The organism is Endozoicomonas sp. ALB091 (genome assembly GCF_049310265.1).
Taxonomy (GTDB): Bacteria; Pseudomonadota; Gammaproteobacteria; order Pseudomonadales; family Endozoicomonadaceae; genus Endozoicomonas.
This window is the reverse complement of sequence record NZ_JBLYNQ010000013.1, coordinates 138,259-164,388: the sequence shown is the minus strand read 5'-3', so window position 1 is coordinate 164,388 and position 26,130 is coordinate 138,259. Positions and strand designations below refer to the sequence as shown.

The window sequence follows — 26,130 nt, the reverse complement described above, 5'->3', positions numbered from 1 at the left end:
GAAAGAAATGCCAGTGTTGAACACCTGTTGCCCCGGATGATTTGAAAATAACGGGTTGATGGCATCAGGAGTAGATGTGTTTCCCCAACCGTTTACGTTTATAGACGTTGTAGCAAAATGAACTTTTGAACAAAACCGCAGTCTGCTTTTTATATTTTCATTAATTAATGAAATATAATTATGGATAGAACCTCTGCTGGTATCAGTGGTCAATACACAAGATCAAATAATGATTACAACCAACCAAATGACCATGCCGCTTCTTCAAGGCGCGGACGATACAGACATAACACAGTCAGACAATGGGATCCTCCCCCCCGCACAGCCCCAAGGCGTAATGAATTTTACCAATCTTCTACCGCATACTCTTCTCAATATCTACTACGCCGTTCAGTAAATCCTGCTCAAGATTTTAATGCGCTCACCCAACAGGAAATAATGGCTGGCCTGGTGAGTAAATCGCACCGTTTCGGTCATCGCTATGATGGGAGAGATCACGGCCTATATGCCAGTTCAATTAAAAAATACACGTCAACTGCTAAAAGACCGTTAAATCGAGCGGAACAAAGCCAGCTGATGCGTGTGCTGCAAAATTTCACAGCAACGCGGAGCTGGAATTGGCGAAGCCTGACGACAACACTGCACTCATTCACTTCAGCAGGTGTTTTTGCCCTTCCTAAACCCATGGATGAGCGAGTTAAAATTACTCAGGCTAACTTATTGTCAACGCTATTTGATGCAATAATATTCAAGTGCAACCAAAAACCTGAAGCCAGGGATATTGATGCCCAGGGAATCGCCAACCTGCTGTGGGCCATGGCGAAACTGGTAGACAGCGGGCAGGAGCGAAAACCAGGGCTCAACGAGGCTGTGGCCGCACTGTTGCCCCACATGAACGCACAAAAAGACCAATTTATTCCTCAGCATATTGCCAACCTGCTGTGGGCCATGGCGAAACTGGTGGACAACGGGCAGGAGCGGACACCAGGGCTCAATGAGGCCGTGGCCAGCCTATTGCCCAACGTGAATGCACAGAAAGCTCACTTTAAACCACAGGAAATCACCAACCTGCTGTGGGCTATGGCGAAACTGGTGAAGAACGGGCAGGAGCAGACACCAGAGTTCAACGAGGCCGTGGCATCGCTGTTGTCCCTCGTGAACGCTCAGAAAGACCAATTTATTCCTCAGCATATCGCCAACCTGCTGTGGGCCATGGCGAAACTGGTGGACAACGGCCAGAAGCAGACACCAGTGCTTAAAGGGGCTGTGGCCGTGCTGTTGCCCCTCGTGAACGCACAGAAAGACCAATTTATTCCTCAGCATATCGCCAACCTGCTGTGGGCCATGGCGAAACTGGTGGACAACGGGCTGGAGCAGACACCAGAACTCAAAGAAGCCGTGGTCGCGCTGTTGCCCCTCGTGAACGCACAGAAAGACCAATTTATTCCTCAGCATATCGCCAACCTGCTGTGGGCCATGGCGAAACTGGTGGACAACGGGCTGGAGCGGACACCACAGCTCAAAGAGGCCCTGGCCGCGCTTTTGTCCCAAGTGAAGCCACAGAAAGCCAACTTTACACCACAGGCTATCGCCAACCTGCTGTGGACCATGGCGAAACTGGTGGACAACGGGCAGGAGTGGACAGCAGGGCTCAACGATGCAGTGGCCGCACTGTTGCCCCACGTGAACGCTCAGAAAGACCATTTTAAAGCACAGGGTGTCACCAACCTGCTATGGGCCATGGCGAAACTGGTGGACAACGGGCAGGAGCAGACACCGGGTCTCAAAGAGGCTGTGACCGCACTGTTGCCCCACGTGAACACTCAGAAAGACCAATTTAATGCCCAGGAAATCGCCAACCTGCTGTGGGCCATGGCGAAACTGGTGGACAACGGGCTGGAGCAGACACCAGGGCTCAACGAGGTCGTGGCCGCGCTGTTGCCCCACGTGATCGCACTAGAAGACCAATTTAATGCCCAGGAAATCGCCAACCTGCTGTGGGTCATGGCGAAACTGGTGGACAACGGGCAGGAGCAGACACCAGGGCTCAACGAGGTCGTGGCCGCGCTGTTGCCCCACGTGATCGCACAAGAAGACCAATTTAATGCCCAGGGAATCGCCAACCTGCTGTGGGCCATGGCGAAACTGGTGGACAACGGGCAGGAGTGGACAGCAGGGCTCAACGATGCAGTAGCCGCACTGTTGCCCCACGTGAATGCACAGAAAGACCAATTTAGTCCTCAGCATATCGCCAACCTGCTGTGGGCCATGGCGAAGCTGGTGGACAGCGGGCTGGAGAAAACACCAGAGTTCAAAGATGCTCTGGCCGCACTGTTGCCCCACGTGAACGTACAGAAAGACCAATTTATTCCCCAGCATATCGCCAACCTGCTGTGGGCCATGGCGAAACTGGTGAAGAATGGGCAGGAGCAGACACCAGAGTTCAACGAGGCCGTGGCATCGCTGTTGTCCCTCGTGAACGCACAGAAAGCTAATGTAAAACCACAGGAAATCGCCAACCTGCTGTGGGCCACGGCGAATCTGGGTGAGCTCATTGAGCTGAACGTGTTTACATCCACGTTCAACTCTCTTGTCTACAGAATCAGTGAAAACACTCAGTTCTCTCAGCAAGAGATACTGATGTCTCTCTGGGGAGTAATGGTATGCTGTGCCAGGTTGGCTCTGGACTCCAATGCCCATAAAAATAACGTGCTTGAAAAGCACATGGATGACCTGTTGACTCGCCTGGAAAATACATCGCCAGATAATGAAGAGGATCAATCCATCATGATCATGGCCGCAAGTTGGCTTGGCAGAGCCTGTCCGGTCGTTCGCGATTACCAGACAAACATTTCAAAAACCCAGGTCGACTTCCGCGATCAACTCCAATCATCTATTCCATCTTTGAAGATTGAAGAAGAAAAGAGTCTGAACTCATTACCTCCGGTTGACCTGCTACTGCCAGATCACAACATGGTGATTGAAATTCAGGGACCGTTTCATTACGTGGGTGGTGATTTCAACACCAGGAATGGTTCGACTCTGCTGAAAATCGCACTGTTGCAAAAAGCAGGATTTGAGGTCATTGAAATTCCGGTTAACAGGCTTTGCAATCAGGATTTAATGAAACCATACATTGATCAAATAAAGACCAGGATAGGCATCCCACCACAGGAGCATGGCTCTGTATCACTTAAAAGAAGGCTGGCAGATGAGCCATACGTTACTGCTGATAAAGGCAGGCAACCCTCAGATCATGGTTACTTAACCGCCGAAGAACATTCAGAAGTGCAAACCGGCAAACCAGAAAAGAGGAAAAAAACAACCAGCCAGTAAGTAGTTAACCAACATTCCAGCAAAATGAACTTCTGAAAAGAACCACAGTCTGCATTTTATATTTCCATGAATTAATGAAATATAATTATGGATAGAAGCTATGCTGGTATCAGTGGTCCATACACAAGATCAGGCAATGATTACCACCAACCGGATGACCAAGCCACTTCTTCACGGCGTGGACGATATAGGTATGCCACAGTCAGGCAATGGGATAAACCCTCCCGCACTGCCCCGGCGCGAAATGAATTTTACCATTCTTCTTTCACACGCTCTTATCAACATCTACAGTACCGTTCAGTAAACCCTGCTCAAGATTTCAATACCCTCACCAGACAGGAAATAATGGATGGCCTGCTGAGTAAATCTTATCGTTTCGGTGATCGCTATGATGGGAGAAATCACGGTCAATATGCCAGTTCAATTAAAAAATACACGTCAACTGCTAAAAGATCGTTAAATCGAGCTGAACAAAGCCAGCTGATGCGTTTGCTGCAAAATTTCACAGCAACGCGGAGCTGGAATTGGCGAAGCCTGACGACAACACTGCACTCATTTACTTCAGCGGGTGTTTTTACCCCTCATAATCCCTTGGATGAGCGTGTCAGACTTACTCAGGCTGCCTTACTGTCAACACTACTTGATGCAATCATATTCAAGTGCAACCAAAAACCTGAAGCCAGCTATGTTGGTGCCCAGGAAATCGCCAACCTGCTGTGGGCTATGGCGAAACTGGTAGACAGCGGGCAGGAGCGAACACCAGGGCTCAACGCGGCTGTGGCCGCACTGTTGCCCCACATGAAAGCACAGCAAGACCCATTTATTCCTCAGCATATTGCCAACCTGCTGTGGGCCATGGCGAAACTGGTGGACAATGGGCAGGAGCGAACACCAGAGCTCAATGAGGCCGTGGCCGGGCTATTGCCCCTCGTGAACGCACAGAAAACTCACTTTAAACCACAGGAAATCGCCAGCCTGCTGTGGGCCATGGCGAAACTGGTGGACAACGGGCAGGAACAGACACCAGCGTTCAACGAGGCCGTGGCCGCGTTGTTGTCCCGGGTAAACGTACATAAAGACCGATTTAATGCACAGGGTATTACTAACCTGCTGTGGGCCATGGCGAAATTGGTGGACAACGGCCAGCAGCGGATACCAGGGCTCAGCGAGGCCGTGGCCGCGCTGCTGCCCTGCGTGAATGCACAAAGAGACCAATTTATTCCTCAGCATTTCGCCAACCTGCTGTGGGCCATGGCGAAACTGGTGGACAACGGGCAGGAGCGGACACCAGAGATCAGAGAGACCGTGGCCACGCTGTTGCCCCACGTGAACGCACAGAAAGACCAATTTAATGCTCAGGGTATCGCCATCCTGCTTTGGGCCATGGCGAAACTGGTGGATAGCGGGCAGAAGCGGACACCAGCGCTCAACGAGGCCGTGGCCGCACTGTTGCCCCACGTGAACGCACAGAAAGACCAATTTATTCCTCAGCATATCGCCAACCTGCTGTGGGCCATGGCAAAACTGGTGGACAACGGCCAGGAGCGGACACCAGAGCTCAACGAGGCTGTGGCCGCGCTGTTTCCCCACGTGAACGCACAGAAAGACCAATTTATTCCTCAGCATATCGCCAACCTGCTGTGGGCCATGGCGAAACTGGTGGACAACGGGCAGGAGCAGACACCAGGGCTCAAACAGGCCGTGGCCGCAATGTTGCACCACGTGAGTACACAGAAAGCTAACTTTAAACCACAGGAAATCACCAACCTGCTGTGGGCCATGGCGAAACTGGTGAACAACGGGCAGGAGCGGACACTGCTGCTCAAAGAAGCCGTGGCCGTGCTGTTGCCACAAGTGAACCCAGAGAAAGCCTATTTTAAACCACAGGAAATCGCCAGCCTGCTGTGGGCCATGGCGAAACTGCTGGACAACGGGGAGGATAGGATACCAGAGCTTAAAGAGGCCGTGGCCGCGCTGTTGCCACACGTGAACGCACAGAAAGATAACTTTAAACCACAGGGTATCGCCAACCTGCTGTGGGCCATGGCGAAACTGGTGGATAGCGGGCAAGAGCGGACACCAGAGTTTAACGAGGCCGTGGCCGCGCTGTTGCGCCACGTGAACACACAGAAAGCTAACTTTAAACCACAGGAAATCGCCAATCTGCTGTGGGCCACGGCGAAACTGGGTGAGTTCGTTGAGCTGAAGGTGGTGACCTCTATGTTCGAATCGCTTGTTTACCGAATCAGTGAAAACCCTCAGCTCTCACATCAAGACATATTGATGTCTCTCTGGGGAGTAATGGTTTGCTGTGCCAGATTGTCTCTAAACTCCAATAACAATAACTGGCTTGAAAAGCACATGGATGACCTGTTTACTCGCCTGAAAAATACATTCCCAGACAATCCAGACAATAATGAAGAGGAACAATACGTTATTGCCATGGCCGCAAGTTGGCTTGGGAGATCATGCCCGCTCGTCCCCCATTACCAGACAATCATGTCAAAACCTCAATCCGACTTCCGCGATCAACTCCAATCATGCTTTCCCTCTTTGCAGATTGAAGAAGAAAAAAGTCTGAACTCACTGCCTCCGGTTGACCTGCTACTGCCAGATCACAACCTGGTGATTGAAGTTCAGGGTCCCTCTCATTACGTGGGTGGTGATTTCACCACCAGGAATGGTTCGACTCTGCTGAAAATCGCACTGTTGCAAAAAGCAGGATTTGAGGTCATTGAAATTCCGGTTAACAGGCTCTTGAGTCAGGATTTAATGAAGCCATACATTGATCAAATAAAGACCAGGATAAGCTTACCGCCACCGGGGCATGGCTCTGTATCACTTAAAAGAAGGTGGGCAGAGGAAGCATACGTTACGGCTGATAAAGGCGGGCAAACCTCAGATCACGGTTACTTGACTGCCGAAGAACATTCAGAGGAGCAAACCGGCAAACCAGCAAAGAGGAAGAAAACAACCAGCCAGTAATTGCCTTCCTCCTATCATGACTCAAGATCCGTTTTCACATGCCGGGAAGGAATGTCAGTGTTGAACACCTGTTGCCCCGGATGATTGGAAAATAACGGGTTGATGGCATCAGGAGTAAATGTGCTTCCCCAACCGTTTACGTTTATAGACATTTCAGCGAAATGAACTTTTGAACAAAACAGCAGTCTGTTTTTTATATTTTCATGAATTAAAGAAATATAAAAATGGATAGAAACTCTGCTGGTATCAGCGGTCAATACACAAGATCAAATAATGATTACAACCGACCGGATGACCATGCCGCTTCTTCAAGGCGTGTGCAATATAGATATGGCACAGTCGAACAGTGGGATAATCCCCTCCGTACTACCCCGGGGCGCAACGAATTGTACCACTCTTCTGACGCATGCTCTTCTCAAAATCTAATGTTCCGCTCAGTGAACTCTGCTCAAGATTTCAATACCCTGACCAGACAGGAAATAATGGATGGTCTGGTGAGTAAATCTTATCGTTTCGGTGATCGCTATGATGGGAGACATCACGGTCAATATGCCAGTTCAATTAAAAAATACACGTCAGCGTCTAAAAGACCATTAAATCGAGCCGAACAAAGTCAGCTGATACGTTTACTGCAAAATTTTTCCGTAACACGGAGCTGGAATTGGCGAAGCCTGACGACAACACTTCATTCATTGACTTCAGCGGGTGTTTTTACCCCTCATAACCCCATGGATGAGCGTGTAAAGCTTACTCAAGCTAACTTATTGTCAACGCTACTTGATGCAATAATATTTAACTGCAACCAAAAACCTGAAGCCAGGGATATTGATGCCCGGGGAATAGCTAACCTGCTGTGGGCCATGGCAAAACTGGTGGACAACGGGCAGGAGCGGACACCAGTGTTCAACGAGGCCGTCGCTACGCTGTTACCCCACGTAAATGGACAGAAAGCTAACTTTAAACCACAGGGAATCACCAACCTGCTGTGGGCCATGGCGAAACTGGTTGACAACGGGAAAAAACGGACTCCAGAGCTCAACGAGGCCGTGGCTGCGCTGTTGCCCCACGTGCACGAACAGAAAGACCAACTTAATGCCCAGGGAATCACCAACCTGTTATGGGCCATGGCGAAACTGGTGGACAACGGGCAGAAGCGAACACCAGGGCTCAACGGGGCCGTGGCCGTGCTGTTGCCCCTCGTGAACGCACAGAAAAACCAATTTATTCCTCAGCATATCGCCAACCTGCTGTGGGCCATGGCGAAACTGGTGGGCAACGGCCAGGAGCGTACACCAGAGCTCAACCTGGCTGTGGCCGCGTTGTTGCCCCTCGTGCACGAACAGAAAGACCAACTTAATGCCCAGGGAATCACCAACCTGTTATGGGCCATGGCGAAACTGGTGGACAACGGGCAGGAGCGAACACCAGGGCTCAACGGGGCCGTGGCCGTGCTGTTGCCCCTCGTGAACGCACAGAAAAACCAATTTACTCCTCAGCATATCGCCAACCTGCTGTGGGCCATGGCGAAACTGCTGGACAACGGACAGGAGCCGACATCAGGGCTCGAAGAGGCCTTGGCCGTGCTATTGCCCCACGTGAACGCACAGAAAGACCAATTTGATGCCCAGGGTATCGCCAACCTGCTTTGGGCCATAGCGAAACTGGTGGACAACAGGCAGCATCGGACACCAGGGCTCAAAGAGGCCGTGGCCGCGCTGTTGCCCCTCGTGAACGTGCAGAAAGACTCATTTATTCCTCAGCATATTAGCAACCTGCTGTGGGCCATGGCGAAACTGGTCGGCAGCGGGCAGGAGCGGACACCGGAGTTCAACGGGGCTGTGGTCGCTCTGCTAGCCCACGTGAACGCACAGAAAGCTAATTTTAACCCACAGGAAATCGCCAACCTGCTGTGGGCCATGGCAAAACTGGTGGACAACGGGCAGGAGCCGACACCAGAGCTCAAAGAAGCCGTGGCTGCGCTGTTGCCCCATGTGAACGCACAGAAGGACCAATTTGATGCCCAGGGTATCGCCAACCTGCTGTGGGCCATGGCGAAACTGGTGGACAACGGGCACGAGCAGACACCAGAACTCAACGAGACCGTGGCCGCACTGTTGCCCCATGTGAACGCACAGAAAGACCAATTTAATCCTCAACATATTGCCAACCTGCTGTGGGCCATGGCGAAACTGGTGAACAACGGGCAGGAGAGGACACCACTCACAGAGGCCGTGGCCACGCTGTTGCCCCATGTAAACGCACAGAAAGCCAACTTTAAACCACAGGAAACCGCCAACCTGCTGTGGGCCATGGCGAAACTGGTGGACAACGGACAGAAGTGGTCACCAGGGCTCAACGATGCCGTGGCCGCGCTGTTGCCCCACGTGAACGCACAGAAAGCTAACTTTAAACCACAGGGTATTGCCAACCTGCTGTGGGCCATGGCGAAACTGTTGGACCACGGGCAGGAGCAGACACCAGAGCTCAAAGAGGCCCTGGCCACGCTGTTGCCCCTCGTGAACGCACAGAAAGGCCAATTTAATGCCCAGGCTATTGCCAACCTGCTGTGGGCCATGGCGAAACTGGGTGAGCTCGTTGAGTTGAACGTGGTTACATCCACGTTCGAGTCGCTGGTCTACCGAATCAGTGAAAACCCTCAGCTCTCTCAGAAAGCCATATTGATGTCTCTCTGGGGAATAATGGTCTGCTGTGCCAGGCTGTCTCTGGTCTCCACTGCCAATAAAAATCACATGCTTGAAAAGCACATGGATGACCTGTTTAACCGTCTGGAAAATACATTCCTGCACAATGAAGAGGGTCAACGCACCATTGCCCAGGCCGCCAGTTGGCTTGGCAGAGCGTGTCCGGTCGTCCCCCATTACCACACAAATATTTCAAACACCCAGGTCGACTTCCGTGATCAACTCAAATCTTCTATTCCATCTTTGAGGATTGAAGAAGAAAAGAGTCTGAACTCACTGCCTCCGGTTGACCTGCTACTGCCAGATCACAACATGGTGATTGAAGTTCAGGGACCGTTTCATTACGTGGGTGGTGATTTCAACACCAGGAATGGTTCGACTCTGCTGAAAATCGCACTGTTGCAAAAAGCAGGATTTGAGGTCATTGAAATTCCGGTTACCATGCTTTGGAATCAGGATTTAATGAAACCATACATTGATCAAATAAAGACCAGGACAGGCATCCCGCCACAGGAGCATGGCTCTGTATCACTTAAAAGAAGGTGGGCAGATGAAGCATACGTTACGGCTGATAAAGGCGGGCAACCCTCAGATCACGGTTACTTGACTGCCGAAGAACATTCAGAGGAGCAAACCGGCAAACCAGCAAAGAGGAAGAAAACAAACAACCAGTAATTGCCTTCCTAGGAGGCTGACCGAGAATAGCGCCCGTAGCGAGGATGGCAGAAAATTGAGGATAAAAAGTCGGAAATTTTTAGTGAATAGTGGTTCTATTTGCTAAAAATTTCCGACTTTTTAGACCAATTTGCTGCCACCGCAGTAGGGCAGTCTATTCTCGTTCAGCCTCCTAGTATCATGACGCAAGAACCTTTTTCCCATACCGGGAAGGAATGCCAGTGTTGAACACCTGTTGCCCATACATCTCGCCCCGGATGATTTGCAAATAACGGATTGATGGCATCAGGAGTAGATGTGTTTCCTCAACCGTTTACGTCTAAGTAGCTGGCCATATGGAATCACATATTTCTGGCTACTTGGGCAGGTGCTATGCGAGGCACAACGGAGGGAGCATAGCCGTAGCTATGTGACCGGAGTTGTAACGAAGCACGACTGCATGGATGCAGGAGCTAGAGAAACGCAGGAGCAGTTGCCGGGAGTGCCTGAACAAGGAGTCAGAAATATGTGATTTCATATGGTTAGCTATTTATAGACATTTCAGCAAAATGAACTTTTGAACAAAACAGCAGTCTGCTTTTTATATTTTCATGAATTAATGAAATGTAATTATGGATAGAAGTTCTGCTGGTGCCAGTGGTCAATATGCAAGATCAGATAATGATTACAACCAACCGAATGACCATGCCGCTTCTTCAAGGCGTGTGCAATATAGACATGGCACAGTCAGACAGTGGGATAATACCCCACGCACTACCCCGGGGCGTAATAAATTTTACCGTTCTTCTGACGCATGCCCTTCTCAACATCTACAGCGCCGTTCAGTAAACCTTGCTAAAGATTTTAATACGCTCATCAAGCAGGAAATAATGGATGATCTGGTAAGTAAATCTTATCGTTTCGGTCATTGCTATGATGGGAGGCATCACGGTCGATATGCCAGTTCAATTAAAAAATACACGTCAGCTGCTAAAAGACCGTTAAATCGAGCGGAACAAAGCCAGCTGATGCGTTTGCTGCCAAATTTCACAGCAACGCGGAGCTGGAATTGGCGAAGCCTGACGACAACACTGCACTCGTTTACTTCAGCAGGTGTTTTTACCCCTCATAACCCCATGGATGAGCATGTAAAGCTTACTCAAGCTAACTTATTGTCAACGCTACTGGATGCAATAATATTTAACTGCAACCAAAAACCTCAAGCCAGGTATATTGATGCCCGGGGAATCGCCAACCTGCTGTGGGCTATGGCGAAACTGGTGGACAGCGGGCAGAAGCGAACACAAGAGTTCAGCGAGGCTATGGCTGTACTTTTGTCCCATGTGAACACACAGAAAGACCTATTCAATGCTCAGGGTATCGCCAACCTGCTCTGGGCCATGGCAAAACTGGTGGACAACAGGCAGAAGCGGACACCAGGGCTCAATGAGGCCGTGGCCAGGCTATTGCCAGACGTGAACGCACAAAAAGCTAACTTTAAACCACAGGAAATTGCCAACTTGCTGTGGGCCATGGCGAAACTGGTGGACAACGGGCAGGAGCAAACACCAGAACTCAAAGAGACCATGGCCGCGCTGTTGCCCCTCGTAAACGCACAGAAAGACCAATTTAAAGCCCAGGGCATTGCCAACCTGCTGTGGGCCATGGCGAAACTGGTGGATAACGGACAGGAGTGGACGCCAGGGCTCAAAGAGGCCGTGGCCGCACTGTTGCCCCACGTGAAAGCACAGAAAGACCAATTTAATGCCCAGGGCATTACCAACCTGCTTTGGGCCCTGGCGAAGCTGGTGGATAACAGGCATGAGTTGACACCAGGGCTCAAAGAGGCTGTGGCCGCACTATTGCCCCACGTGAACGCAAGAAAAAACCAATTTACTCCTCAGCATATCGCCAATCTGCTGTGGGCCATGGCAAAACTGCTGGAGAACGGGCAGGAACAGACACCAGAACTCAACGAGGCCGTGGCCGCGCTGCTGCCCCACGTGAACGCACAGAAAGCTAACTTTACCCCACAGGAAATCACCAACCTGCTGTGGGCCATGGCGAAACTGGTGGACAACGGGCAGGAGCAAACACCGGAGCTCAACGGTGCCGAGGCCGCACTGTTGCCCCACGTGAGCGCACAGAAAGCAAACTTTACACCACAGGGTATCACCAACCTGCTGTGGGCCATGGCGAAACTGGTGGACAACAGGCAAAAGCGAACACCGGAGTTCAACGAGGCGGTGGCTGCGCTGTTGCCCCACGTGAGCGCACAGAAAGCAAACTTTACACCACAGGGTATCGCCAACCTGCTATGGGCTATGGCGAAACTGGTAGACAACGGGCAGGAGCAAACACCAGGGCTCAAAGAGACTGTGGCCGCGCTTTTATCCCACGTGAACGTACAGAAAGACCAATTTATTCCTCAGCATATTGCCAACCTGCTCTGGGCCATGGCGAAACTGGTGGACAACGGGCAGGAACAGACGCCAGAACTCAATGAGGCCGTGGCCAGGTTATTGGCCGATGTGAACGCACATAAAGCTAACTTTAAACCACAGGAAATCGCCAACCTGCTCTGGGCCATGGCGAAACTGGTTGATAAGAGGCTGGAGCGAACACCACAGCTCAAAGAGGCCGTGGCCACGCTGTTGCCCTTCGTGAACGCACAGAAAGCTAACTTTAAACCACAGGAAATCGCCATCCTGCTATGGGCCACGGCGAAACTGGTGGACAACGGGCAGGAACGGACACCGCAGCTCAAAAAGGCCGTGGCCGTGCTGTTGCCACAAGTGAAGAACCCAGAGAAAGCTAACTTTAAACCAAAGGAAATCGCCAACCTGCTGTGGGCCATGGCGAAACTGGTGGACAACGGACAAGAGCAGACACCAGGGCTCAACAAGGCCGTGGCCGCGCTGTTGCCCCACGTGAACGCACAGAAGGACCAATTTGATGCCCAGGGTATCGCCAACCTGCTGTGGGCCATGGCGAAACTGGTGGATAGCGGGCAAGAGCGGACACCAGAGTTTAACAAGGCCGTGTCTGCGCTGCTGCAACACGTGAACGTACAGAAAGACCTGTTTAATGCCCAGCATATCGCCAACCTGCTGTGGGCCATGGCGAAACTGGTGGGCAACGGGCATGAGTGGACTCCAGAACTCGAAGAGGCCGTGGCCGCGCTACTGCTCCTCGTGAACACACAGAAAGGCCAGTTTAGTGCACAGGGTATTGCCAACCTTCTGTGGGCCACGGCGAAACTGGGTGAGTTCGTTGAGCTGAACCTGGTGACCTCTATGTTCGAATCGCTTGTTTACCAAATCAGTGAAAACCCTCAGCTCTCACAGCAAGACATATTGATGTCTCTCTGGGGAGTGATGGTTTGCTGTGCCAGATTGTCTTTGGACTCCAATAACAATAACTGGCTTGAAAAGCACATGGATGACCTGTTTACTCGTCTGGAAAATACATCCTCAGACAATGAAGAGGATCAACGCATCATTGCCATGGCCGCAAGTTGGCTTGGGAGAGCGTGTCCATTCGTCCCCCATTACCCGACAAACATTTCAAAAACCCAGGGCGACTTTCGCGATCAACTCCAATCATGCTTTCCCTCTTTGCAGATTGAAGAAGAAAAGAGTCTGAACTCATTGCCTCCGGTTGACCTGCTACTGCCAGATCACAACATGGTGATTGAAGTTCAGGGGCCCTTTCATTACGTGGGTGGTGATTTCAAAACCAGGAATGGTTCAACTCTGCTGAAAATCGCACTGTTGCAAAAAGCAGGATTTGAGGTCATTGAAATTCCGGTTAACAAGCTTTTGAATCAGAATTTAATGAAACCATACATTGATCAAATAGGAACCGTTTTCACATTCAAGTAAAGTTCTACCAGCGTTGAAGACCTGTTGCCCCTGAATTTCGCCCCGGATGCTTTGAAGATAACGGATGGGTGACATCAGGAGCAGATGAGTTCCTCCCACTGATTACATTTATCAACATTCCAGCAAAATGAACTTCTGAACAGAAAAGCAGTCTGCTTTTTATATCCTCATGAATTAATGAAATATAGTTATGGATAGAAACTCTGCTGGTATCAGTGGTCAATACACAAGATCAAATAATGATTACAACCGACCGGATGACCATGCCGCCTCCTCAAGGCGTGGGCGATATAGACATGCCACAGTCAGACAATGGGATAACCCCTCCCGCACTGCCCCGGGGCGTAATGAATTTTACCATTCTTCTTTCACACGCTCTTCTCAACATCTACAGTACCGTTCAGTAAACCCTGCTCAAGATTTTAATGCGCTCATCAAACAGGAAATAATGGATGATCTGGTGAGTAAATCTTATCGTTTCGGTGATCGCTATGATGGGAGACATCACGGTCAATATGCCAATTCAATTAAAAAATACACGTCAGCGTCTAAAAGACCATTAAATCGAGCCGAACAAAGCCAGCTGATACGTTTGCTGGAAAATTTTACAGTAACACGGAGTTGGAGTTGTCGAAGCCTGGCCACAACACTTCATTCATTGACTTCAGCGGGTGTTTTTACCCCTCATAAACCCATGGATGAGCGTGTCAGGCTCACTCAAACTGCCTTATTGTCAATGCTACTTGATGCAATAATATTCAACTGCAACCAAAAATCTGAAGACAGTGATCCTGATGCCCGGGTAATCGCCAACCTGCTGTGGGCCATGGCGAAACTGGTGGACGTCGGGCCGGAGCGAAAACCAGGGCTCAACGAGGCTGTGGCCGCACTGTTTCCCCACATGAACGCACAAAAAGACCAATTTATTCCTCAGCATATTGCCAACCTACTGTGGGCCATGGCGAAACTGGTGAACAACGGGCAGGAACAGACACCAGAGTTCAATGAGGCCGTGGCCGCGCTTTTGTCCCGCGTGAAAGCACAGAAAGACCAATTTATTCCTCAGGGTATCGCCAACCTGCTGTGGGCCATGGCGAAACTGGTGGACAACGGGCTGGAGCAGACACCAGAGCTCAACGAGGCCGTGGCCGCGCTGTTGCCACAGGTGAACGTACAGAGAGACCAATTTATTCCTCAACATATCGCCAACCTGCTGTGGGCCATGGCAAAACTGGTGGACAGCGGGCAGGAACAGACACCAGAGTTCAAAGAGGCCGTGGCCGCGCTGTTGCTTCGCGTGAACGCACAGAAAAACCAATTTAATGCCCAGGAAATCGCCAACCTGCTGTGGGCCATGGCGAAACTGGTGGACAACGGGCAGAAGCGGACACCAGGGTTCAACGAGGCCGTGGCCGCGCTGTTGCCACACGTGAACGCACACAAAGACCAATTTAATGCCCAGGATATCGCCAACCTGCTCTGGGCCATGGCAAAACTGGTGGACAACGGACAAGAGCAGATATCAGGGCTCAAAGAGACCGTGGCCGCTCTGTTGCCCCACGTGAACACACAGAAAGCTAATTTTAAACTACAGGAAATCCCCAACCTGCTGTGGGCCATGGCGAAACTGGTTGACAACAGGCAGGAGCGAACACCAGGGCTCAATAAGGCCGTGGCCGCGCTGTTGCCCCACGCGAAGGCACAGAAAGACCAATTTAATACCCAGGGTATCGCCAACCTGCTGTGGGCCATGGCGAAACTGGTGGACAACGGGCAGGAGCGGACAACAGAGTTCAAAGAGACCTTGGCCGCGCTGTTGCCCCACGTGAACGCACAGAAAGACCAATTTATTCCTCAGCATATCGCCAACCTGCTGTGGGCCATGGCGAAACTGGTGGACAACGGACAAGAGCAGATATCAGGGCTCACAGAGGCCGTGGCCGGGCTGTTGCCCCACGTGAACGCACAGAAAGCTAACTTTAAACCACAGGAAATTGCCAACCTCCTATGGGCCATGGCGAAACTGGTGGACAGCGGACAGGGGCTGACACCAGGACTCAAAGTGGCCGTCGCCGCACTGTTGCCCCACGTGAATGCACAGAAAGCTGACTTTAATCCACAGGAAATCGCCAACCTGCTGTGGGCCATGGCAAAACTGGGTGAGTTCGTTGAGCTGAATGTGGTTACCTCTACGTTCAAATCGCTTGTCTACCGAATCAGTGAAAACCCTCAGCTCTCTCAGCAAGTGATTTTGATGTCTCTCTGGGGAGTAATGGTTTGCTGTGCCAGGTTGTCTCTGGTCTCCAATGCCAATAAAAATAACGTGCTTGAAAAGCACATGGATGACCTGTTTACTCGCCTGGAAAATACCTCCCCAAACAATGAAGAAGAACAATCCATCATTGCCATGGCCGCAAGTTGGCTTGGAAGAGCGAGTCCAGTCGTCCCCCATTACCAGACAACCATTTCAAAACCTCAATCCGACTTCCGCGATCAACTCCAATCACGCATTCCATCGTTGAAGATTGAAGAAGAAAAGAATCTGAACTCACTACCGCCGGTTGACCTGCTTCTGCCAGATCATAACATGGTGATTGAAGTTCAGGGACCGTCTCATTATGTGGGTGGTGATTTCAAAACCAGGAATGGTTCGACTCTGCTGAAAATCGCACTGCTGCAAAAAGCAGGATTTGAGGTCATTGAAATCCCGGCTAACCAGATTTGGAACAAAGATTTAATGAAACTATGTATTGATCAAATAAAGATCAGGGCTGGCATCCCGCCACAGGATCATGACTCTGTATCACTTAAAAGAGGCAGGGCAGATGCTGCATACTTCAGTGCTGATAAAGAAAGGCAACCCTCAGATCACGGTTACTTAACCGCCGAAGAACATTTAGAAGAGCAAACCGGTCAACCAGGAAAGAGGAAGAGAACAAACAGCCAGTAATCGACTCCCTTCCATCATGAATCAAGAACCGTTCCTGCAAAATGAACTTCTGAACAGAACAGCAGTCTACTTTTTATATTATCATGAATTAATGAAATATAGTTATGGATAGAAACTCTGCTGGTATCAGTGGTCAATACACAAGATCAGATAATGATTACAACCAACCGGGTAACCAAGCCGCTTCTTCAAGGCGTGGACGATATAGATATGCCACAGTCAAACAATGGGATAACCCCTCCCGCACTGCCCCGGTGCGTCATGAATTTTACCATTCTTCTTTCACACGCTCTTCTCAACATCTACAGTACCGTTCAGTAAACCCAGCTCAAGATTTTAATGCTCTCACCAGACAGGAAATAATGGATGACCTGGTGAGTAAATCTTATCGTTTCGGTGATCGCTACGATGGGAGACATCACGGTCAATATGCCAGTTCAATTAAAAAATACACGTCAACTGCTAAAAGACCGTTAAATCGAGCTGAACAAAGCCAGCTGATGCGTTTGCTGCAAAATTTCACAGCAACACGGAGCTGGAATTGGCTAAGCCTGACGACAACACTTCATTCATTGACTTCAGCAGGTGTTTTTACCCCTCATAACCCCATGGATGAGCGTGTAAAGCTTACTCAAGCTAACTTATTGTCAACGCTACTTGATGCGATAATATTTAACTGCAACCAAAAACCTCAAGCCAGGGACATTGATGCACGGGGAATCGCCAACCTGCTATGGGCCATGGCTAAACTGGCGGACAACGGGCAGAAGCGGAGGCCAGAGCTCAACGAGACCGTGGCCGCACTGTTGCCCCACATGAACACAAAGAAAGACCAATTTAATGCCCGGGAAATCGCTAACCTGCTATGGGCCATGGCGAAACTGGTGGACAACGGGCAGGAGCTGACGCCAGAGCTCAACGAGGCCGTGGCCGCGCTGTTGCTCCTCATGAACACAAAGAAAGACCAATTTAATGCCCAGGAAATCGCCAACCTGCTGTGGGCCATGGCGAAACTGGTGGACAGCGGGCAGGAGCGGACAGCAGAGCTCAAACAGGCTGTGGCCGTGTTGTTGCCCCACGTAAACGTACAGAAAGACCAATTTAATCCTCAGGGTATCGCCAACCTGCTGTGGGCCATGGCGAAACTGGTGGACAACGGGCAGGAGCGGACAGCAGAGCTCAAAGAGGCTGTGGCCGTGTTGTTGCCCCACGTAAACGTACAGAAAGACCAATTTATTCCTCAGGGTATCGCCAACCTGCTGTGGGCCATGGCGAAAATGGTAGACAACGGGCAGGAGCACACACCAGGGCTCAAAGAGGCCGTGGCCGCACTGTTGCCCCACGTGAACGCACAGAAAGACCACTTTAATCCACAGGAAATCGCCAACCTGCTATGGGCCATGGCGAAACTGATGGACATTGGGCTGGAGCGGACACCAGGTCTCAACAAGGCAGTGGCGGTGCTGTTGCCCCAAGTGAACGCACAGAAAGCTAACTATAAACCACAGGAAATCTCCAACCTGCTGTGGGCCATGGCGAAGCTGGTGGACAGTGGGCTGGAGCGGACACCAGGTCTCAACAAGGCAGTGGCCGTGCTGTTGCCCCAAGTGAACGCACAGAAAGCTAACTATAAACCACAGGAAATCTCCAACCTGCTGTGGGCCATGGCGAAACTGGTGGACTATGGGCTGAAGCAAACATCAGGGCTCAAAGAGGCCGTGGCCGCGCTGTTGCCCCATGTGAACGCACAGAAAGACCAATTTACTCCCCAGGGAATCGCCAACCTGCTGTGGGCCATGGCGAAACTGGTGGACAACGGGCAAGAGCAGACATCAGGGCTCAAAGAGGCCGTGGCCGCTCTGTTGCCCCACGTGAACGCACAGAAAGACCAATTTATTCCTCAGCATATCGCCAACCTGCTGTGGGCCATGGCGAAACTGGTGGACAACGGGCAAGAGCAGACATCAGGGCTCAAAGAGGCCGTGGCCAGGCTGTTGCTCCACGTGAACGCACAGAAAGCTAACTTTAAACCACAGGAAATCACCAACCTGCTGTGGGCCATGGCGAAACTGGTGGACAGCGGACAGGAGCAGACACCAGGGCTCAACGAGACCGTCGCCGCGCTGTTGCCCCACGTGAACGCACAGAAAGCTAACTTTAATCCACAGGAAATCGCCAATCTGCTTTGGGCCATGGCGAAACTGTTGGACAGCGGGCAGGAGCAGACACCAGTACTCAACGAGACCGCGGCCGCACTTTTGCCCCACATGAACGCACAGAAAGACCAATTTATTCCTCAGCATATCGCCAACCTGCTGTGGGCCATGGCAAAACTGGGTGAGTTCGTTGAGCTGAATGTGGTTACCTCTACGTTCAAATCGCTTGTCTACCGAATCAGTGAAAACCCTCAGCTCTCTCAGCAAGTGATTTTGATGTCTCTCTGGGGAGTAATGGTTTGCTGTGCCAGGTTGTCTCTGGTCTCCAATGCCAATAAAAATAACGTGCTTGAAAAGCACATGGATGACCTGTTTACTCGCCTGGAAAATACCTCCCCAAACAATGAAGAAGAACAATCCATCATTGCCATGGCCGCAAGTTGGCTTGGAAGAGCGAGTCCAGTCGTCCCCCATTACCAGACAACCATTTCAAAACCTCAATCCGACTTCCGCGATCAACTCCAATCACGCATTCCATCGTTGAAGATTGAAGAAGAAAAGAATCTGAACTCACTACCGCCGGTTGACCTGCTTCTGCCAGATCATAACATGGTGATTGAAGTTCAGGGACCGTCTCATTATGTGGGTGGTGATTTCAAAACCAGGAATGGTTCTACTCTGCTTAAAATCGCATTGCTGCAAAAATCAGGATTTGAGGTCATTGAAATCCCGATTAACATGCTTTGGAACCGGGATTCAATGAAACGATGTATTGATCAAATAAAGGCCAGGGTAGGCATCCCACCACAACGTCATGGCTCTCTATCACTTAAAAGAAGGTGGGCAGATGAGGCATACGTTACACCTGATAAAGGCAGGCAACCCTCAGATCCCGGTTACTTAACTGCCGAAGAACATTCAGGGGAGCAACCCGGTAAACCCACAAAGAGGAAGAAAACAAACAGCCAGTAATTGCCTTCCTCACATCATGACTCAAGAACCTCTTTCACATTCCGGGAAGGAATGCCAGCGTTGAACACCTGTTGCCCATACATCTCGCCCCGGATGATTTGCAAATAACGGACTAATGGCATCAGGAGTAGAGGTGTTTTCCCAACCGTTTATGTTTATAGATACTTCAGCAAAATGAACTTCTGAGCAGAACCGCAGTCTGCTTTTTATATTTTCATGAATTAATGAAATATAATTATGGATAGAAGCTCTGCTGGTATCAGTGGTCAATACGCAAGATCAGGTAATGATTACAACCGACCGAATGAACACGCCGCTTCTTCACGGCGTGGGCGATACAGACATGCCACAGTCAGACAGTGGGGTCATCCCCCCCGCACAGCCCCGGTACGTAATGAATTTTACTATTCTTCCGCCACATGCTCTTCTCAAAATCTACAGCGCCGTTCAGTAAACCGCGCTCAGGATTTTAATAACCTCATCAAACAGGAAATAATGGATGGTCTGGTGAATCAATCTGCTCGGATCGGTCATCGCTATGATGGGAGACATCACGGTCAATATGCCAGTTCAATTAAAAAATACACGTCAGCTGCTAAAAGACCGTTAAATCGAGCGGAACAAAGCCAGCTGATATGTTTCCTGAAAAATTTTAACGCAACGCAAAGCTGGAATTGGCGAAGTCTGACGACAACACTTCACTCATTCACTTCGGCAGGTGTTTTTACCCCTCATAAACCCATGGATGAGCGTGTTAAGCTTACACAAGCTGCCTTATTGTCAAGGCTACTTGATGCAATAATATTTAACTGCAACCAAAAACCTGAAGCCAGGGATATTGATGCCCGGGGAATCGCCAACCTGCTGTGGGCCATGGCAAAACTGGCGAACAACGGGCAGGCGCAGAGACCAGAGCTCAACGAGGCTGTGGCCGCGCTGTTGCCTCACGTGAACGCACAGAAAGCTCACTTTAAACCACAGGAAATCGCCAACCTGCTGTGGGCCATGGCGAAACTGGTGGACAACGGGCAGGAGCGGACACCAGAGCTCAACGAGGCTGTGGCCGCGCTGTTGCCCCACGTGAACGCACAGAAAGCTCACTTTAAACCACAGGAAATCGCCAACCTGCTGTGGGCCATTGCGAAACTGGTGGCCAACGGCCAGGAGCTGACACCAGAACTCAACGAGGCCGTGGCCGCGCTGTTGCCCAACGTGAACGCACAGAAAGCTCACTTTAAACCACAGGAAATCGCCAACCTGCTGTGGGCCATGGCGAAACTGGTGGGCAACGGGCAGGATCAGACACCAGGGCTCAAAGAGGCCGTGGCCGCGCTGTTGCCCCACGTGAACGCACAGAAAGCTCACTTTAAACCACAGGAAATCGCCAACCTGCTGTGGGCCATGGCGAAACTGGTGGGCAGCGGGCTGGAGCGGGCACAAGGGCTTAAAGAGGCCGTGGCCGCACTGCTGCCCCGGGTGAACGCACAGAAAGACCACTTTAATCTCCATCATATCGCCAACCTGCTTTGGGCCATGGCGAAACTGGTAGGCAGCGGGCAAGAGCGGACACCAGAGTTCAACGAGGCTATAGTCGCTCTGCTACCCCACGTGAACGCACAGAAAGCTAATTTTAACCCACAGGAAATCACCAACCTGCTGTGGGCCATGGCAAAACTCGTCGACAACGGACAGACCTGGACACCAGAGTTCAAAGAGGCGGTGACTGCGCTGTTGCCCCACGTGAACGCACAGAAAGACCCATTTATTGCTCAGCATATCGCCAACCTGCTGTGGGCAATGGCGAAACTGGCGGACAAAGTGCACAAACAGACACCAGGACTCAAAGAGGCCGTGGCCGCACTGTTGCCTCGCGTGAACGCACAGAAAGCTAACTTAAGACCACAGGAGATCGCCAACCTGCTGTGGGCCATGGCGAAACTGGTGGACCACGGGCAGGAGCAGACACCAGAGTTCAATGAGGCCTTGACGGCGCTGTTGCCTCTCGTGAAGGCACAGAAAAACCAATGTAATGCCCAGGATATCGCCAACCTGCTGTGGGCCATGGCGAGTCTGGGCGAACTCATTGAGCTGAACATGGTCACCTCCACGTTCAAATCGCTTGTCGACCGAATCAGTGGCAACCCTCAGTTTTCTCAGCAAGCGATATTGATGTCGCTTTGGGGAGTAATGGTATGCTGTGCCAGGTTATCTCTGGTTCCCAATACCAGTAAAGGTAACGTGCTGGAAAAGCACATGGATGACCTGTTTATTCGCCTGGAAAATACATCCCCGGTCAATGAAGAGGATCAATACACCATTGCGATGGCCGCAAGTTGGCTTGGGAGGCCGTGTCCGTTCGTCCCCCATTACCATGCAATCGTTTCAAAACGTCAATCCGACTTCCGCAATCAACTCCAATCATGCATTCCATCTTTGAGGATTGAAGAAGAAAAGAGTCTGAATTCATTACCTCCGGTTGACCTGCTACTGCCAGATCACAATATGGTGATTGAAGTTCAGGGGCCCTTTCATTACGTGGGTGGTGATTTCAATACCAGGAATGGTTCGACACTGCTTAAAATCGCACTGTTGCAAAAAGCAGGATTTGAGGTCATTGAAATTCCGGTTAACAGGTTCTTGAATCAGGATTTAATGAAACCATACATTGATCAAATAAAAACCAGGATAGGCTGCCAGCCACAGGGACATGGCTCTGTATCACTTAAATGAACGTGGGCAGATGAGGCATAAGTTACTGCTATTAAAGCCAGGCAACCCTCAGATCACGGTTACTTGACTGTGAAAGAACATTCAGAGGAGCAAACCGGTAAACCGACAAAGAGGAAGAAAACCAACATCCAGTTAGCCATTTCAGCAAAATGAACTTTTGAACAAAACAGCAGTCTGCTTTTTATATTTTCATGAATTAAAGAAATATAAATGGATAGAAACTCTGCTGGTATCAGTGGCCAATACACAAGATCAAATAATGATTACAACCGACCGGATGACCATGCCGCTTCTTCAAGGCGTGTGCAATATAGACATGGCACCGTCGAACAGTGGGATAATCCCCTCCGTACTACCCCGCAGCGTAACGAATTTTACCACTCTTCTGACGCATGCTCTTCTCAAAATCTAATGTTCCGCTCAGTGAACTCTGCTCAAGATTTCAATGCCCTCATTAAACAAGAAGTAATGTATGATCTGGTGAGTAAATCGGGTCGTTTCGGTCATCGCTATGATGGGAGAAATCACGGTCGATATGCCAGTTCAATTAAAAAATACACATCAGCTGCTAAAAGACCGTTAAATCGAGCGGAACAAAGCCAGCTGATGCGTTTGCTGAAAAATTTCACAGCAACACGGAGCTGGAATTGGCGAAGCCTGACGACAACACTGCACTCATTTACTTCAGCGGGTGTTTTTACCCCCCATAACCCAATTGATAAGCGTGTTAAGCATACTCAAGTTGCCTTATTGTCAACGCTACTTGATGCAATAATATTCAAGTGCAACCAAAAAGCTGAAACCAGCTATATTGGTGCCCAGGGTGTCGCCAACCTACTGTGGGCCATGGCAAAACTGGTGGACAACGGGCCGGAGCGAAAACCAGGGCTCCACGAGGCTGTGGCCGCACTGTTGCCCCACATGCACGCACAGCAAGACCCATTTATTCCTCAGCATATTGCCAACCTGCTTTGGGCCATGGCGAAACTGGTGGACAACGGGCAGGAGCGGACACTGGGACTCAAAGAAGCCTTGTCCGCGCTGTTGACCCACGTGAACGCACAGAAAGCTAACTTTAAACCACAGGAAATAGCCAACCTGCTGTGGGCCATGGCGAAACTGGTGAACAACGGGCAGGAGCAGACACCAGAGCTCAACGAGGCTGTGGCATCGTTGTTACCCCTGGTGAACGCACAGAAAGACCAATTTATTCCACAGCATATCGCCAACCTGCTGTGGGCCATGGCGAAACTGGTGGACAACGGACAGGAGCTGACGCCATGGCTCAAAGGGGCCGTGGCCGTGCTGCTGCCCCTCGTGAACGCACAGAAAGCGAACTTTAAACCACAGGAAATCGCCAACCTGCTGTGGGCCATGGCGAAACTGGTGAACAACGGGCAGGAGCAGACGCCAGAGTTCAACGAGGCCGTGGCCGCGCTGTTGTCCCATGTGAACGCACATAAAGACCAATTTAATGCCCAGGAAATCGCCAACCTGCTATGGGCCATGGCGAAACTGGTGGATAACAGGCATGAGTTGACACCAGGGCTCAAAGAGTCTGTGGCCGCACTGTTGCCACACGTGAACGCAAAAAAAAACCAATTTATTCCTCAGTATGTCGCCAATCTGCTGTGGGCCATGGCAAAACTGGTGGACAACGGGCAGGAACAGACATCAGAACTCAACGAGGCCGTGGCCGCGCTGTTGCCACACGTGAAAGCACAGAAAGACCAATTTAATGCCCAGGGCATTACCAACCTGCTGTGGGCCATGGCGAAACTGGTGGATAACAGGCATGAGTTGACACCAGAACTCAACGAGGCCGTGGCCGCGCTGTTGCCCCACGTGAACGCAAAAAAAAACCAATTTATTCCTCAGCATATCGCCAACCTGCTGTGGGCCATGGCAAAACTGGTGGACAACGGGCAGGAACAGACACCAGAACTCAACGAGGCCGTGGCCGCGCTGTTGCCCCACGTGAACGCACAGAAAGCTAACTTTAACCCACAGGAAATCGTCAACCTGCTGTGGGCCATGGTGAAACTGGTGGACAACGGGCAGGAGCAAACACCAGAACTCATCGAGGCCGTGGCCGCGCTGTTGCCCCACGTGAACGCAAAAAAAAACCAATTTATTCCTCAGCATATCGCCAACCTGCTGTGGGCCATGGCGAAACTGGTGGGCAACGGGCAGAAGCGGACACCGGGGCTCAATGAGGCCGTGGCCATCCTATTGCCCGACGTGAACGCACAGAAAGCTCACTTTAAACCACAGGAAATCGCCAAACTGCTATGGGCCACGGCGAAACTGGTGGACAGCGGGCAGGAGCGGACACCGCTGCTCAAAGAGGCCGTGGCCGTGCTGTTGCCACAAGTGAACCCAGAGAAAGCTAACTTTAAACCACAGGAAATCGCCAACCTGCTGTGGGCCATGGCGAAACTGCTGGACAACGGGCAGAATAGGACACCAAAGCTTAAAGAGGCCGTGTCCGCGCTGTTGCCACATGTGAACGCACAGAAAGATAACTTTAAACCACAGGGTATCGCCAACCTGCTGTGGGCCATGGCGAAACTGGTGGACAACGGGCAGGAGCGGACACCAGAGTTTAACGAGGCCGTGGCCGCGCTGTTGCGCCACGTGAACACACAGAAAGCTAACTTTAAACCACAGGAAATCGCCAACCTGCTGTGGGCCATGGCGAAACTGGTGGATAGCGAGCAAGAGCAGACACCAGAGTTTAACGAGGCCGTGGCCGAGCTGTTGCGCCACGTGAACACACAGAAAGCTAACTTTAAACCACAGGAAATCGCCAATCTGCTGTGGGCCACTGCGAAACTGGGTGAGTTCGTTGAGCTGAACGTGGTTACCTCTATGTTTGAATCGCTTGTTTACCGAATCAGTGAAAACCCTCAGCTCTCTCAGCAAGGGGTATTGATGTCTCTCTGGGGAGTAATGGTATGCTGTGCCAGGTTGTCTTTAGTCTCCAATACCAATAAAAATAATTGGCTTGAAAAGCACATGGATGACCTGTTTACTCGCTTTGAAAATATATCCCCGGATAATAAAGAGGATCAATCCATCATTGCCATGGCCGCAAGTTGTCTTGGGAGACCGTGTCCGGTCGTCCCCCATTACCAAACAACCATTTCAAAACTTCAATCCGACTTCCGCGATCAACTCCAATCAGGCATTCCATCTTTGAAGATTGAAGAAGAAAAGAGTCTGAACTCATTACCTCCGGTTGACCTGCTACTGCCAGATCACAACATGGTGATTGAAGTTCAGGGGCCCTCTCATTTCGTGGGTGGTGATTTCAAAACCAGGAATGGTTCGACTCTGCTGAAAATCGCACTGTTGCAAAAAGCAGGATTTGAGGTCATTGAAATTCCGGTTAACAGGGTTTGCAATCAGGATTTAATGAAACCATACATTGATCAAGTAAAGACCAGGATAGGCATCCCGCCACAGGAGCATGGTTCTGTGTCACTTAAAAAAGAGTGGGCAGATGAGGCATACGTTCCTGCTGATAAAGGCAGGCAACCCTCAGATCACGGTTACTTAACCGCCGAAGAACATTCAGAAGAGCAAACCGGCAAACCAGGAAATAGGAAGAAAACAAACAGCCAGTAACCCCCTCCCTTCGACCCAGGAGACGTTTTCACATTCAAGTAAAGTTCTACCAGCGTTGAAGACCTGTTGCCCCTGAATTTCGCCCCGGATGATTTGAAGATAACGGATGGTTGGCATCAGGAGCAGATGCG

General features: G+C 50.7%; 8 protein-coding genes. All 8 read left to right on the top strand.

Features of this window, described 5'->3' with window-relative positions; all coding sequences use genetic code 11:
* Positions 1-180 precede the first annotated feature (180 nt).
* The 8 genes from ACO6UX_RS23715 to ACO6UX_RS23680 all read left to right on the top strand — a co-directional run bounded on the left by ACO6UX_RS23715 (position 181) and on the right by ACO6UX_RS23680 (position 25,999).
* Positions 181-3,336, top strand: coding sequence for a DUF1601 domain-containing protein (locus tag ACO6UX_RS23715; protein ID WP_422450780.1), 3,156 nt, complete (start codon positions 181-183; stop codon positions 3,334-3,336).
* An 87-nt stretch (positions 3,337-3,423) separates the two neighbouring features.
* On the top strand, positions 3,424-6,321 hold the full coding sequence (locus tag ACO6UX_RS23710) for a DUF1601 domain-containing protein (RefSeq protein ID WP_422450779.1): 2,898 nt from the start codon (positions 3,424-3,426) through the stop codon (positions 6,319-6,321).
* A 224-nt stretch (positions 6,322-6,545) separates the two neighbouring features.
* On the top strand, positions 6,546-9,698 hold the full coding sequence (locus ACO6UX_RS23705) for a DUF1601 domain-containing protein (RefSeq protein WP_422450777.1): 3,153 nt from the start codon (positions 6,546-6,548) through the stop codon (positions 9,696-9,698).
* 611 nt (positions 9,699-10,309) lie between these two features.
* Positions 10,310-13,561 carry a DUF1601 domain-containing protein gene (locus ACO6UX_RS23700; protein WP_422450776.1) on the top strand — a complete coding sequence of 1,084 codons (3,252 nt, stop codon included), beginning with the start codon at positions 10,310-10,312 and terminating at the stop codon, positions 13,559-13,561.
* Between the two features lie 190 nt (positions 13,562-13,751).
* The gene (locus ACO6UX_RS23695) at positions 13,752-16,511 is read left to right on the top strand and encodes a DUF1601 domain-containing protein (RefSeq protein ID WP_422450775.1); all 2,760 of its coding nucleotides are present in this window, start codon (positions 13,752-13,754) and stop codon (positions 16,509-16,511) included.
* A 104-nt stretch (positions 16,512-16,615) separates the two neighbouring features.
* Entirely contained in the window at positions 16,616-19,639 is a 3,024-nt protein-coding gene (locus tag ACO6UX_RS23690; RefSeq protein WP_422450773.1) for a DUF1601 domain-containing protein, read from the top strand.
* 237 nt (positions 19,640-19,876) lie between these two features.
* Positions 19,877-22,369 carry a DUF1601 domain-containing protein gene (locus ACO6UX_RS23685; RefSeq protein ID WP_422450771.1) on the top strand — a complete coding sequence of 831 codons (2,493 nt, stop codon included), beginning with the start codon at positions 19,877-19,879 and terminating at the stop codon, positions 22,367-22,369.
* 210 nt (positions 22,370-22,579) lie between these two features.
* Positions 22,580-25,999: a DUF1601 domain-containing protein gene (locus ACO6UX_RS23680; RefSeq protein ID WP_422450769.1), complete on the top strand. Its 3,420-nt coding sequence runs from the start codon at positions 22,580-22,582 to the stop codon at positions 25,997-25,999.
* Positions 26,000-26,130: the final 131 nt, after the last annotated feature.